The sequence below is a fragment of the Pseudomonas sp. BP6 genome, assembly GCF_017875935.1.
In the GTDB taxonomy this organism is placed as follows: domain Bacteria; phylum Pseudomonadota; class Gammaproteobacteria; order Pseudomonadales; family Pseudomonadaceae; genus Aquipseudomonas; species Aquipseudomonas putida_Y.
In genome coordinates, this window is sequence record NZ_JAGINI010000001.1 from 2,054,798 (window position 1) to 2,068,873 (window position 14,076).

The window sequence follows — 14,076 nt, forward strand, 5'->3', positions numbered from 1 at the left end:
GGTCGCCATGGGCGTACTACTGAACCTGGTCGAACGCAACCTGCACGAAGTACAGGTTGATGCCGACCGCATGCTGTTCCATATCCCCAGCAGTTCGCTGTTCACCGCTGATGCGGTGACCGGCGGCATCATCGACACCTTGCGCCAGCAAGGCTGCTCGGCCGAGGAGCTGATGCAGCGCCTTGGCCAGCAGTTTGCCGGCGAGGATATCCAGGACACCCTGCGCGAGCTGATCGCGCTGGAGCTGGTCAGCGACGGCTCGCCGCTGACCCCGGAAATCGCCCTCAGGCAGGTCGAGCGCACCGCGCTCAACACCGTGGTGCTCAACGTCAACACCGGCTGCAACCTCAGCTGCACCTATTGCTACAAGGAAGACCTGGACAAGCCTTCCGCCGGCAAGAAGATGAGTACCGCCACCGCCGAAGCCTCGGTGGAGATGCTGCTCAAGGAGTCACCCAACGAGCAGCGCTACAGCGTGGTGTTCTTCGGTGGCGAACCGCTGTCCAACCGGCCGTTGATCGAGCACATGGTGGCTTACTGCGAGCGGCGGTTCGCCGAGGCGGGCAAGCAGGTGGAGTTCATCATGACCACCAACGCTACCTTGCTGACCGAAGAAATCATCGATTGGCTCAACGCCCACCGCTTTGGCCTGTCGATCAGCATCGATGGCCCCAAGACCGTGCACGACCGCAACCGTATCACCGTGGGCGGGCAGGGCACCTATGACGTGGTGCGGCGCAAGGCCGACCTGCTGCTGTCCCGCTACACCAGCCGGCCGGTGGGCGCGCGGGTCACGCTGACCCGTGGCATTACCGACGTTGAAACCATCTGGAACCACCTGTTCAACGAAATGGGTTTTGCCGAGGTTGGCTTTGCCCCGGTTACCTCCGGTGACATGGCCGACTTCAACCTCACTGGCGAAGAGCTGGTGCAGGTCTTCGCCAACATGAAGGCACTCGGCCGGCGCTACCTGGAGGCGGCACTGGAGCACCGCAACATCGGCTTCTCCAACCTGCACCAGTTGATCACCGACATCCACGAAGGCCACAAGAAGGCCCTGCCGTGTGGCGCCGGGTTGAAGATGCTGGCGGTGGACCATGAAGGTGAGCTGAACCTGTGCCACCGCTTCACCGGCTCCAGCCTGCCCACCTTCGGTAACGTGCACCAGGGCGTGAAGCAGGCGCAGCTCAACGACTTTCTGTCGCAGCGCCTGGACCGCAGCAACACCGGCTGTGAAAGCTGCCGCATTCGCAACCTGTGCTCCGGCGGCTGCTATCACGAGAGCTATGCGCGCTACGGCGACCCGCAGCACCCGACTTATCACTACTGCGAACTGATGCGCGACTGGGTGGATTTCGGCATTGAAGTCTACAGCCGCATCATGGCCGCCAACCCGGCCTTCATCGATCGCTACATCACCCCGCGGAAGGCGCACTGACATGAAGCACTTGAAGCCCCTGAACAACAAGGCGCGCATCCTGGAGCAGGCCGCCGCCGAAGACCGTGTCGAAGAAGTGATGGCAATGAGCGCGGTGGCAGGCTGTACGGCCACTACCGACCCGGGCTGGGAGGTGGACGCCTTTGGCGGCGTGAGCTCGCTGTGCCAGCCGATGGAAGCCGACCTCTATGGTTGTTCGGACCCTTGCTGGTGGCCGGCCCAGGTGCCGGACATGATGAGCACCTACCAGGACTGGAACGCCCAGGCGACCAACTCGGCAGAGGACTGGCGCAACCTCGGCACCGTGTTCCCGAAAGACAAGTGACGGCCCAACAAGAATGACAAGGGGAAACCGCATGAAAGCTGGACGCTGCGCGCCATTGGCGCTCACCATCGCCGCCATGGCTTGCGCCGGGCTGGCACAGGCCGACGACACTGGCCCGGCACTCAAGGCTGGCCACGAATACATGATCGTGACCAACTACCCGAACAACCTGCATGTGGTCGATGTGGCCAGTGACACGGTCTTCAAAAGCTGCCGGATGCCCGACAAGTTTGGCCCTGGCACCGCAATGATGGCGCCGGACAACCGCACCGCCTACGTGCTCAACAACCATTACGGCGACATCTACGGCATTGACCTGGACACCTGCAAGAACACCTTCCACGCCAACCTGTCCAGCGTAGCCGGTGAAGTTGGCCGGTCGATATACTCGTTCGCCATCAGCCCCGATGGCAAAGAGGTGTACGCCACGGTCAACCCGACCCAGATGCTGAACGACCATTACGTGGTCAAACCACCGCGGCTGGAGGTGTTCAGCACCGCTGATGGCCTTCAGGCCAAGCCCGTACGCACCTTCCCGATGCCGCGACAGGTGTATCTGATGCGCGCCTCCGACGATGGCAGCCTGTACGTTGCCGGGCCGGACATTTACAAGATGGATGTGAAGACCGGCAAATACTCGGTGGCCCTGCCGTTGCGCAACTGGAACCGCAAAGGCTACAGCGCCCCGGATGTGCTGTACTTCTGGCCGCACCAGAGCCCGCGCCATGAGTTCACCATGCTGTACACCATTGCCAAGTTCAAGGATGACAAGCAGGACCCGGCCACCGCCGAACCGCTGTATGGCTACCTGAGCATCGACCTGAAGACCGGCAAGACCCACACCCAGGAGTTCGCCGACCTGACCGAGCTGTACTTCACCGGCCTGCGCTCACCCAAGGACCCGAACCAGATCTACGGCGTGCTCAACCGTCTGGCCAAGTACGACATCAAACAGCGCAAGCTGATCAAGGCGGCTAATCTGGAGCACACCTACTACTGCGTGACGTTCGACAAGAAGGGCGACAAGCTTTACCTGGGCGGCACCTTCAACGACCTGGCGGTGTTCAACCCGGATACGCTGGAAAAGGTGAAGAACATCAAGTTGCCGGGTGGTGACATGTCTACCACGACGCCGCAGGTGTTCGTTCGCTGAAACGGTGTGGGCTTCTTCGCGGGTAAACCCGCTCCTGCAAAAACCACCGCAGGCCCCAAATGTGGTGCCGTCCGGTGTAGGAGCGGGTTCACCCGCGAATAAGCCAGCACAGAAAACACAAGAACAACAAGAGAACGCCCATGCCCCAGCCAAGCTACACCCAGGGCAACCAGGACAAGCCCCTGCTGACCCAATGCATCGGCGACGCGTTCGATGCCACCGTGGCCCGCTTCCCCGACCGTGAGGCGCTGGTGGTGCACCATCAGGCCCTGCGCTACACGTGGCGGCAACTGGCCGACGCCGTCGACCAGCACGCCCGCGCGCTGATGGCCCTGGGGGTGCAGCCCGGTGACCGTCTTGGCATCTGGGCACCCAATTGCGCCGAGTGGTGCATTACCCAGTTCGCCAGCGCCAAGGTTGGCGCGATCCTGGTCAACATCAACCCGGCCTACCGCTCCAGCGAACTGGACTATGCCCTTGGCCAGTCCGGCTGCCGCTGGGTGATCTGTGCCGACGCCTTCAAGACCTCCGATTACCACGCCATGCTGCAGGGCCTGCTCCCGGGCCTGGCCAGCGGCCAACCGGGCGCACTGATCTGCGAGCGCTTCCCTGAGCTGCGTGGCGTGGTCAGCCTGGCGCTGTCGCCACCGCCAGGGTTTATGGCCTGGCACGCATTGCAGGCCCTTGCCGAGGTTGTCAGCGGCGAGGCCCTGGCCGAACGCCAGGCACAACTGCGTTGTGACGACCCGATCAACATCCAGTACACCTCAGGCACCACCGGTTTCCCCAAGGGAGCCACCCTTAGCCACAGCAATATCCTCAACAACGGGTACATGGTCGGTGAAAGCCTGGGCCTTACCGAGCACGATCGGCTGGTGGTGCCGGTTCCGCTTTACCACTGCTTCGGCATGGTCATGGCCAACCTTGGCTGCATGACCCACGGCAGCGCAATGATTTACCCCAGCGATGCCTTCGACCCGCTGGCCACGCTGCGCGCAGTGGCGCAGGAAAAAGCCACTGCGTTGTATGGCGTGCCGACCATGTTCATTGCCGAGCTGGACCATCCGCAGCGTGGTGAATTCGACCTGTCGAGCCTTCGCACCGGGATCATGGCCGGCGCGACCTGCCCGATCGAGGTGATGCGCCGGGTGATTGGCGAGATGCACATGGCCGAAATGCAGATTGCCTATGGCATGACCGAGACCAGCCCGGTGTCCTTGCAGACCGGTGCCGCTGACGACCTGGAGCGTCGCGTGACCAGCGTCGGTCGTACCCAGCCCTGGCTGGAGAGCAAGGTGGTGGACGCCGAAGGCAACACTGTCCCGCGTGGCGAGATCGGCGAACTGTGCACCCGCGGCTACAGCGTGATGCTGGGTTACTGGAACAGCCCAAAAGCCACCGCCGAGAGCATTGACGCAGACGGCTGGATGCACACCGGCGACCTGGCGGTGATGGACGAGCAGGGCTATGTGCGTATTGTCGGGCGCAGCAAGGACATGATCATTCGCGGCGGCGAGAACATTTACCCGCGCGAGCTGGAGGAGTTCTTCTTCACCCACCCGGCGGTGGCCGATGTGCAGGTGATTGGCGTGCCGTGCAGCAAGTACGGTGAAGAGATCGTGGCCTGGGTGCGGCTGCACCCGGGGCATACTGCCAGCGAGGCAGAGTTGCGTGAGTGGGCGAGGGCAAGGATTGCGCACTTCAAGGTGCCCCGGTACTTCCGTTTTGTCGACGAGTTCCCGATGACGGTTACGGGCAAGGTGCAGAAATTCCGGATGCGCGAGATCAGTGTCGAAGAGCTGTCTGCCAGATGACCTTTTACGCGCGCAAGGTGAAAGCAACAGCCTTGTGCGCGGTAGCCTGTAGGAGCGGGTTTACCCGCGAAAGGGCCGGCCCTGCTAGCCCGTATCCCTGGTCATTCAATGTTGCCGCCGCCACCGTATTCGCGGGTAAACCCGCTCCTACACCTGATCGGTGGCGGACACACATCGGTGGTTGGACACAGGCCGTCGTAGGAGCGGGTTTACCCGCGAAAGGGCCGGCCCTGCTAGCCCGTATCCCTGGTCATTCAATGTTGCCGCCGCCACCGTATTCGCGGGTAAACCCGCTCCTACACCTGATCGGTGGCGGACGCACATCGGTGGTTGGACACAGGCCGTCGTAGGAGCGGGTTTACCCGCGAAAGGGCCGGCCCTGCTAGCCCGTATCCCTGGTCATTCACTGTTGCCGCCGCCACCGTATTCGCGGGTAAACCCGCTCCTACACCTGATCGGTGGCGGACGCACATCGGTGGTTGGACACAGGCCGTCGTAGGAGCGGGTTTACCCGCGAAAGGGCCGGCCCTGCTAGCCCGTATCCCTGGTCATTCACTGTTGCCGCCGCCACCGTATTCGCGGGTAAACCCGCTCCTACACCTGATCGGTGGCGGACACACATCGGTGGTTGGACACAGGCCGTCGTAGGAGCGGGTTCACCCGCGAAGAGGCCGGCCCTGCTGGCCAGTATCCCTGGCTATTCAGCGTTGCAGCGGCCACCGTATTCGCGGGTAAACCCGCTCCTACACCTGGATTGGTGGCGGACACACATCGGTGGTTGGACACAGGCCGTCGTAGGAGCGGGTTTACCCGCGAACACCGGCAGAGCCGGTGCCATCCACCGCGTTGGTTTCTTCACGGGCATGCCTGCCCCCACGAGATCACCACAGTCCTGAAGTGTTATGGATTACCTGTGGGCGGTGTCATGCCCTCAGTCCTGCAGCCGTTCCGGGCTGTTGAAGTTGCTTAGCCGGCGATCACCCTCGGCGCACTCCAGCCCTTGCACCGCCTCGCGCAGCAGGGCCTTCTGCAAACTCCGCTCACCCGCTGCCCAGGCCTGCTCCAACACCGGCAACACCCGCTTGGGCAGTACGCTGAACATCGGCTGCCAGAAACCACCCTGACGCACCATTGCCGCGCTGTTACCGGTCACTGCCAGCCGCAGCAGGTCCTCGATCAATTCGCGATCAACCAGGGGCGCATCGCAAGCCAGCAACACCACCCACCCATGACGTGCCACCTTGAGCCCGGCAATCACCCCCGCCAGTGGCCCGGGGAAGTCGGCTTCTGCATCGCCCACCAACCGGTCGGCGTAAGCCCGGTAAGCCGCCTGGTTGCGATTGCAGGAAATCACCAGGTCGTCGCTCAATGGCCGCACCACTCGATGAACATGTGCAATCAATGGCTCGCCTTGCCAGTCCACCAGGCCCTTGTCACGGCCACCCATGCGCTGGCCACGGCCACCGGCGAGAATGAGGATGGAGCAAGGGGGGAGTGCGTCAGGCATGAAAAAGGGTTCCGGGCAGTCATTGCCGGGAACCCTCCCATTTCACGTCGGGCTTGTCCAGTCAGCTTTCGCGGGGCACGGGTTGCCCGTCGCTGTCATGCGCCTGGCGTCGCCCGGACAGGCGCATCACCACCACGAAGAACACCGGCACGAACACCACCGCCAGGGTGGCGCTGAGCATGCCGCCGATCACCCCGGTGCCGATCGCCTGCTGGCTGGCAGAGCTTGCGCCGTTGGCGATGGCCAGGGGCACCACGCCGAGGATGAACGCCAGCGAAGTCATCACGATCGGCCGCAGGCGCAGGCGGGCCGCTTGCACGGCGGCGTCGGCGGCGTCCACGCCCTGGTCTACCAGATGCTTGGCGAACTCGATGATCAGGATGGCGTTCTTCGCCGACAGGCCGATCAGGGTAATCAGGCCAACCTTGAAGAACACGTCGTTGGGCATGCCGCGCAAGGTCACCGCCAGCACCGCACCGAGCACACCGAGCGGAACGACCAGCAGCACCGCAGTCGGGATCGACCAGCTTTCGTACAGCGCAGCCAGGCACAGGAATACCACCAGCAGCGACAGCGCCATCAGCAGAGGGGCCTGGCTACCGGACAGCCGCTCCTGCAGTGACAGGCCGGTCCATTCCAGGCCGGTACCGGCCGGGAGCTGCGCCACCAGCCGCTCGACTTCGGCCATGGCCTCGCCCGAGCTGTAGCCGGCGGCTGGCTCGCCTGAGATCGATACCGCCGGGTAACCGTTGTAGCGGGTCAGCTGCACCGGGCCGCTGACCCACCGGGCCTGAACGAATGCGCCCAGTGGCACCATCTTGCCGCTGTCGTTGCGCACGTGAATGTTCAGCAAGTCCTCGACCTGGCTGCGCTGGTCACCTTCGGCCTGCACCACCACCCGCTGCATACGGCCCTGGTTGGGGAAATCGTTGACGTAGCTGGAGCCCACGGCCACGTCCAGCACCGTGCCGATATCGGCAAACGACACGCCCAGTGCATTAGCCTGACGGCGGTCGATTTCCAGTTGCACCTGCGGGCTTTCCGCCAGCGAGGCTTCGCGCACGTTGGTCAGCACCTTGCTTTTGCTGGCGCTTTCGAGCAACTGGTCACGGGCTGCCATCAGTTCGGCGTGGCCCATGCCGCCACGGTCCTGAAGGCGAAATTCGAAGCCGGTCGACTCACCGAGGCCGTCGATGGGCGGCGGCAGTACCGAGTAGGCTATCGCGTCCTTGAGCTGGGTGAAGGCCATGGTCGCGCGGTCGGCGATCGACTGCGCACTGTCGTCGGCGCTGCGCTCGGACCAGTCCTTGAGGGTGGTGAAGGCCAGCGCCGCGTTCTGCCCGCTACCGGAGAAGCTGAAGCCGAGGATCAAGGTGGTGTTGCCCACGCCCGGTTCTTCGGTGTTATGCGCCTCGATCTGCGCGGCTACCTGTTCGGTGCGCATGCGGCTGGCGCCCGGCGGCAGTTGAATGTCGGTGATGGTGTAGCCCTGGTCTTCGGTGGGCAGGAACGCCGTAGGCAGCTGGCTGAAGCCGTAGCCCAGCACCGCCAGCAGCACCGCGTACACCAGCAGGTAGCGGCCACTGCGCTTGAGCGCCTGCACCACCCAGCGCTGGTAGCCGTCGCTCATGCTTTCGAAGCGGCGATTGAACCAGCCAAAGAAGCCTTTGCGTTCATGGTGCTCGCCCTTGGCCACGGGTTTGAGCAGGGTGGCGCACAATGCCGGGGTCAGGCTGAGGGCGAGAAACGCCGAGAACAGGATCGATACCGCCATCGACAGCGAGAACTGCTGGTAGATCACCCCCACCGAGCCTTGCATGAAGGCCATGGGCAGAAATACCGCCACCAGCACCAGCGTGATGCCGACGATTGCACCGCTGATCTGGCCCATGGCCTTGCGCGTGGCTTGCTTGGGCGGCAAGCCTTCTTCGGCCATGATGCGTTCGACGTTCTCCACCACCACGATGGCATCGTCGACCAGAATGCCGATGGCCAGCACCATGCCGAACAGTGTCAGCACATTGACCGAGAAGCCCAAGGCCAGCATCACGGCGAAGGTGCCCATCAATGCCACCGGCACTACCAGGGTCGGGATCAGCGTGTAGCGCAGGTTCTGCAGGAACAGGAACATGACTGCGAATACCAGCAGCATGGCCTCGAACAGGGTGTTGATGACCTGCTCGATCGACACCTTGACGAACGGCGAGGTGTCGTAGGGGATGTCGTACTTGACGCCTTCCGGGAAGTAGCGCGCCAGGTCCTGCATCTTCGCCCTTACCAGGGTGGCGGTTTCCATGGCGTTGGCGCCGGGCGACAACTGCACGCTGAAGGCGGTGGCCGGTTTGCCGTTCAGGCGCGTGCCGTACTGGTATTCCTGGGCACCGATTTCAACCCGGGCGACATCCCCGATGGTGACCGTTGAGCCGTCCGGTTTGGCACGCAGGACAATCGCAGCAAACTCTTCGGGGCTGCTCAACTGGCCTTTGACCACCACGTTGGCGGTGATTTCCTGGGTGCTGCGGCTGGGCAGGTCGCCGATGCTGCCAGGGGCGACCTGGGCGTTCTGCGCGGCGATGGCTTCGGCCACATCGTTGGGCGTGAGGTTGAAACCGATCAGCTTGCGCGGGTCGATCCAGATGCGCATGGCCCGTTCGGAGCCATACAACTGGGCCTTGCCGACGCCCTTGAGGCGGCGGATTTCGTCCATCACGTTACGTGCAAGGATGTCCGACAGCGCGGTTTCATCGAGCGTGCCGTCTTCGGAGGTGAGGGTCGCCAACAGCAGGAAGCCGGTGGACACTTTCTCTACCTGCAGGCCCTGCTGGGTGACTGGGCGTGGCAGGCGCGACTCGACCACTTTCAGGCGGTTCTGCACATCGACCTGAGCCAGGTCCGGGTGGGTGCCCGGAGCGAAGGTGGCAGTGATGGTGGCGCTGCCCAGGCTGCTCTGCGACTCGAAGTACAGCAGGTTGTCGGCGCCGTTGAGCTCCTGCTCGATCAGGCTGACCACGCTTTCGTCCATGGTCGCTGCCGAGGCGCCTGGGTACACGGCGTAGATTTCCACCTGCGGCGGTGCCACGTTGGGGTACTGGGCCACCGGCAGTTGCGGGATGGCCAGCGCGCCGGCCAGCAGGATGAACAGTGCGACCACCCAGGCGAATACCGGGCGATCGATGAAGAATTGCGGCATGAATCAGGCCCTCACTGGCCGGTATGCTGTGCGATGGGGGGGGCAGCGGGTGTATTGTCAACCTGCACCTGGTCACCGGCCTTGACGTGCTGAAGGCCCTCGACCACCACCCGCTCCCCGGCCGCCAGGCCCTCGCTGACGATCCAGCGGTCACCCTGGGCGCTGCCCAGTACAACCTGGCGGTCGCTGACCCGGGCTTGCTGGTCTACCACAAGCACCTTGGGCACACCGGCGCTGTCGCGCAGGATGGCGCGTTGCGGCACGCTCAGGCCCTTGGGTTGCACCGCTTGCTCCAGGCGTACCCGCACGTAGCTGCCTGGCAGCAGGTCGAGGTCCGGGTTGGGGAACTCGCTGCGCAGGGTGATCTGGTTGGTACTGGGGTCGACGCTGATGTCGGAGAACAGCAGCTTGCCCGGCAGCGGGTAGGCGCTGCCGTCATCCTGGATCAGCGTGGCGCGTGCCTGGCCGTCGCCCACCTGCTGCAATTCGCCGGCGCGCAGGGCGCGGCGCAGGGCGTTGAGCTCGCGGGTAGACTGGGTGACATCGGCATGGATCGGGTCCAGTTGCTGGATGGTCGCCAGCGGGGTGGTTTCGTTTTGCCCGACCAGCGCGCCTTCGGTGACCTGGGCGCGGCCGATACGGCCGGAAATCGGCGCGGTCACGGTGGCATAGCCGAGGTTCAGCCGGGCGCGCTCCAGCGCCGCCCTGGCTTCGGCCACTTCGGCATCGGCCTGCAGGAAACTGGCCTTGGCGTTGTCGTACTCCTGGCGGCTGACGGCTTTATCGTCGACCAGCTCGCGGTAGCGCTGCTCTTGCAGGCGCGCCTGGTACCGGGTGGCCTCGGCCTTGGCCAGCGTGGCGCGGGCGCTGTCATGGTCGGCCTTGAACGGCGCCGGGTCGATCAGGAACAGTACATCACCCTGCTTGACGTCGCTGCCTTCGCGGTACACTCGTTTGAGCACCACGCCTGCGACCCGCGCACGCACTTCGGCGGTGCGTGGAGCGAGGATACGGCCGCTGAGTTCACTGCTGATGGCCAGTGGCTGCAGTTGCAGGGTTTCCACGCGCACTTGCGCAGTGGGGGCCTGTTCGTCTGGTTCGGCGCTGTCGCTGCAACCGGCCAGGGACAGGCTCAGGAATGCCATGAGCGCCAACGGGCGCAGGCACGGGGAGAGGGTAGTAGGCATGCGGATCTTCCGATGATGACCCTGTATATGCTAAGGCACACGCTGCCTGGGCGGCTGTTAATACCTGTAGGGCGAGTGTGAAAAAGTGTGAAGAATGATCCTGTCGAGTGGTTGGGTTCTATATTCTGCATGGGCCTGTGCCGGCCTCTTCGCGGGTAAACCCGCTCCTACGGGGACCTGCAGGAGCGGGTTTACCCGCGAAGAGGCCGGCACAGGCTTACTTCAACCCAGACGCCCAAGCACCTATGCCGAACATTTTCCTGGTCGAAGACGACAGCGCCCTGTCCGAGTTGATCGCCAGCTACCTGCAACGCAACGACTTCCATGTCCAGGTGATCGCCCGGGGCGATCATGTGTTGGACGAGTACCGTCGGCAAAGGCCTGATCTGGTCATCCTTGACCTGATGCTGCCGGGCATCGATGGCCTGCAGCTGTGCCGGCTGCTGCGCCAGGAGTCGCAGACCCTGCCAATCCTGATGCTGACCGCCCGCGACGACAGCCATGACCAGGTGCTTGGCCTGGAAATGGGGGCCGACGACTACGTGACCAAACCCTGTGAGCCACGCGTGCTGCTGGCCCGGGTGCGCACACTGCTGCGCCGCAGCAGTGTCAACGAACCGCGTTTGGACAACGACCTGATCCTGATTGGTGGCCTGCGCATCGACCTGGCCGAGCGTACGGTGAGTTGGCGCGGCGAGGAGGTGGAGCTGTCCAGCGGCGAGTACAACCTGCTGGTGGTGCTGGCGCGCAATGCCGGTGAGGTGATGAACCGCGACCGTATTCTGCAACAGCTGCGTGGCATCGAGTTCAATGGCACCGATCGCTCCGTTGATGTGGCCATTTCCAAGCTGCGGCGCAAGTTCGACGACAACGCCGGCGAAGCGCGCAAGATCAAGACCGTGTGGGGCAAGGGCTACCTGTTCAGCCGTGTCGAGTGGGAGTGCTGATCGGCCATGCTCAAGATCCTGGTGCGGCTGTATCTGGTGATCATCGTCGCCTACGCCGGCGCGTTGCTGTTCATCCCTGACACCATCGTCGGCCTGTTCCGCGACCGGTTCATGGCCTACAACCTGGACCAGGCCAAGGGTGTACAAGCGTTGATCGTGCGCCAGTTCCGCCAGGCTCCGCGCGAGCAGTGGCCAGCGGTGGAGCAGGAACTGGCCAGCGATTTCGCGCCGCTGCAACTGCAGCTGCTGCGCATGGATCAGGCCGGTTTGAGCGATGAGGAGCAGGCGCGCCTGGAGCATGGCCTTTACGCTGTGCGCATTGCCGAGTGGGGCTATTACGAGACGGTGCTGGCGCCGCTGGACAAGGAGTGGCTGGTACGCCTGCATTCCCCGCCAGACCCGCTGGACATCAACGTGCTGTCGTGGGGCGTGACCGTGTTGATTGGTGCAGCCATGCTGGGGTGCCTGCTGCTGTGGGTTTGGCCGCACTGGCGTGATCTGGAGCGCCTCAAGGAGACCGCTCGGCGCCTGGGCCAGGGGCAGATGGCCGAACGTACGCACATTTCGCCTCACTCCAACATTGGTGAACTGGCCGGGGTATTCGACACCATGGCCAGTGACCTGGAACGCCACGTCAACCAGCAGCGTGAACTGCTGAATGCGGTTTCGCACGAGTTGCGCACGCCACTGACCCGGCTGGATTTCGGCCTGGTGCTGCTGTTCGACGAAGTGCCGCCAGCCAGTCGCAAACGCCTGCTGGAGTTGGTCGGGCATGTGCGCGAGCTGGATGAACTGGTGCTGGAGCTGCTGTCCTACAGCCGGTTGTACAACGCCGACCAGGCGCGGGAGCGGGTGGAGGTATCGCTGCTGGAACTGGTCGACAGTGTGCTTGGCGGCTTTGCCGAGGAACTCGATGGGCGCGGTATCCACTGGGAAGTGCGGGCCGAGGGTGAGTTGCCGCGCTTTGTACTGGACCCGCGGCTGACGGCGCGCGCGGTGCAGAACCTGGTGCGCAATGCCATGCGCTATTGCGATGAAAGCCTGTTGCTGCGCTTGCGCCTGGAAGCCGATGGCGCCTGCCTGCTGACGGTGGAGGATGACGGGATTGGCGTGCCTGTGGAGGAGCGCGAGCGGGTGTTCCAGCCGTTCTACCGTCTGGACCGCAGCCGCGATCGCAACACCGGTGGTTTTGGCCTTGGGTTGGCGATCAGCCGGCGGGCGATCGAGGGGCAGGGTGGCACCTTGACCCTGGCGCAGTCGGCGCTGGGTGGGGCGCAGTTCAGGATTCGTTTGCCTGCCGGATCATAGGTTGGTTGCAACCGCGAAGGGGCCGGGCCTGCTAATCCTGCTCTGCCAGTTGGCTGGACCACAATACAAAGCGATCCTTGCCGGTGTGTTTGGCTTCATATAGCGCCTGGTCGGCGCGGACCAGTGCTGTAGTCAGGCTCTCTCCTCGGTCAACCCTGGCCAGACCAATGCTGATGGTGACCGGGTGCTCGCCAACGTCTTCGCGCACGCGCTGGCACAGCGCTGCCACTCGCTGCTCGGCCCCTTGCTGATCCAGCCCTTCAAAGAAGATCGCAAACTCTTCACCCCCCAGTCGGGCAAACGCTTGGTCGGCCATGCTCGCCTTGATATGCAGGGCCACGCGCTTGAGCACCTCATCGCCGACGTCATGGCCGAAGCGGTCATTGACCCGCTTGAAATTGTCGATATCGATCATTGCCAGGTACTGCCCGGACGTCGCCATCCGTAGTTGGCGGTCGGCCTGGGCCATGAACGAGCGGCGGTTGGGAATGTCGGTCAGGGCATCGACGTAGGCTTGCTCCAGCAACACCTTGGACAGGTAGAAATTGTGCAGCTTGGCCTTGCGGATCTGTAGGTAGCTGTAGCTGACCAGGCCGCTTAGAAACACGGCATAGCTGATCAGCATGGCGCCTTCGAGCGCATGGGGCTCGATGCGGGTGTGGTAGAACGGATTAAGCATCACCCAGGTGATGACCATGGCGCAGAAGAATGACCAGCGCCGCACTGGCAGCACCGACATGGCATACAGCACGGTGGAAACCCCAAGTACCAACCACACCGGGCGCAGGGCCATCGGGAGGCCTTCGATCACCAGGCGCATACCCAGGGTAATGACGGTAATGAACAGCAGGTTGAGCACGTCGAAGTGATGGCTGCGGCGGGTGAAATGCAGCACTACGATCAGGCCGCCGAGCAGGGCGATGAACAGAAAGGACAGCCAGGTGAAGCCTTGGCCGCCGAGGAAGCTGACGATCAGGTCGAAGACCAGCCAGATCGAGACGCTGATGCAGAACACCAGCAGGCAGAACGAGCGCATGGACTCGAATTCGTGCTGGCGGAACTCGGTGCGCAGGGCAGCAGGCGCGACCTGCTGGCGTACGTGTGCTTCGATGGTCTTGAGCATCGGTGGGCTCCTGAGGCTACTACTTTTTCAGGCCTGGACCTTTCGCGGGTAAACCCGCTCCTACAGGGACCGTACGGTGTGGGG

General features: G+C 63.6%; 10 protein-coding genes. 6 read left to right on the plus strand and 4 right to left on the minus strand.

Annotated elements, in window-relative coordinates; translation table 11 throughout:
- The first annotated feature begins 7 nt into the window (after nt 1-7).
- The 4 genes from peaB (at nt 8) to J3A98_RS09430 (ending at nt 4,730) form a co-directional block, all read left to right on the plus strand.
- Nucleotides 8-1,438 carry a quinohemoprotein amine dehydrogenase maturation protein gene (gene peaB, locus J3A98_RS09415; RefSeq protein WP_064492342.1) on the plus strand — a complete coding sequence of 477 codons (1,431 nt, stop codon included), beginning with the start codon at nt 8-10 and terminating at the stop codon, nt 1,436-1,438.
- Between the two features lies 1 nt (nt 1,439).
- Nucleotides 1,440-1,763 (plus strand): quinohemoprotein amine dehydrogenase subunit gamma, encoded by a 324-nt coding sequence (qhpC, locus tag J3A98_RS09420; protein ID WP_014590799.1) that lies wholly within the window; start codon nt 1,440-1,442, stop codon nt 1,761-1,763.
- A gap of 31 nt (nt 1,764-1,794) precedes the next feature.
- On the plus strand, nt 1,795-2,916 hold the full coding sequence (gene peaD, locus J3A98_RS09425) for a quinohemoprotein amine dehydrogenase subunit beta (RefSeq protein ID WP_176683380.1): 1,122 nt from the start codon (nt 1,795-1,797) through the stop codon (nt 2,914-2,916).
- Nucleotides 2,917-3,056: 140 nt separating this feature from the next.
- A complete protein-coding gene (locus tag J3A98_RS09430) occupies nt 3,057-4,730 on the plus strand; it encodes a fatty acid CoA ligase family protein (protein WP_209965561.1) in 1,674 nt (557 codons plus the stop codon).
- A gap of 931 nt (nt 4,731-5,661) precedes the next feature.
- On the opposite strand, the gene mobA is transcribed toward J3A98_RS09430, so the two are convergent.
- The 3 genes from mobA to J3A98_RS09445 form a co-directional block, all read right to left on the minus strand.
- On the minus strand, nt 5,662-6,237 hold the full coding sequence (mobA, locus tag J3A98_RS09435) for a molybdenum cofactor guanylyltransferase MobA (RefSeq protein ID WP_209965563.1): 576 nt from the start codon (nt 6,235-6,237) through the stop codon (nt 5,662-5,664).
- 61 nt (nt 6,238-6,298) lie between these two features.
- Nucleotides 6,299-9,427 (minus strand): efflux RND transporter permease subunit, encoded by a 3,129-nt coding sequence (locus tag J3A98_RS09440; RefSeq protein WP_209965565.1) that lies wholly within the window; start codon nt 9,425-9,427, stop codon nt 6,299-6,301.
- An 11-nt stretch (nt 9,428-9,438) separates the two neighbouring features.
- Complete coding sequence (locus tag J3A98_RS09445; protein WP_209965567.1) at nt 9,439-10,614, minus strand: efflux RND transporter periplasmic adaptor subunit; 1,176 nt, start codon at nt 10,612-10,614, stop codon at nt 9,439-9,441.
- 245 nt (nt 10,615-10,859) lie between these two features.
- Between J3A98_RS09445 and J3A98_RS09450 the strand changes: the two genes are divergently transcribed.
- On the plus strand, nt 10,860-11,561 hold the full coding sequence (locus J3A98_RS09450) for a response regulator transcription factor (RefSeq protein WP_019437505.1): 702 nt from the start codon (nt 10,860-10,862) through the stop codon (nt 11,559-11,561).
- A 6-nt stretch (nt 11,562-11,567) separates the two neighbouring features.
- Nucleotides 11,568-12,869 (plus strand): ATP-binding protein, encoded by a 1,302-nt coding sequence (locus J3A98_RS09455; protein ID WP_176683385.1) that lies wholly within the window; start codon nt 11,568-11,570, stop codon nt 12,867-12,869.
- A gap of 31 nt (nt 12,870-12,900) precedes the next feature.
- Here the strand turns inward: J3A98_RS09455 and J3A98_RS09460 are convergent, their stop codons facing one another.
- Nucleotides 12,901-13,992 carry a GGDEF domain-containing protein gene (locus tag J3A98_RS09460; protein WP_209965569.1) on the minus strand — a complete coding sequence of 364 codons (1,092 nt, stop codon included), beginning with the start codon at nt 13,990-13,992 and terminating at the stop codon, nt 12,901-12,903.
- Between the last annotated feature and the right edge of the window lie 84 nt (nt 13,993-14,076).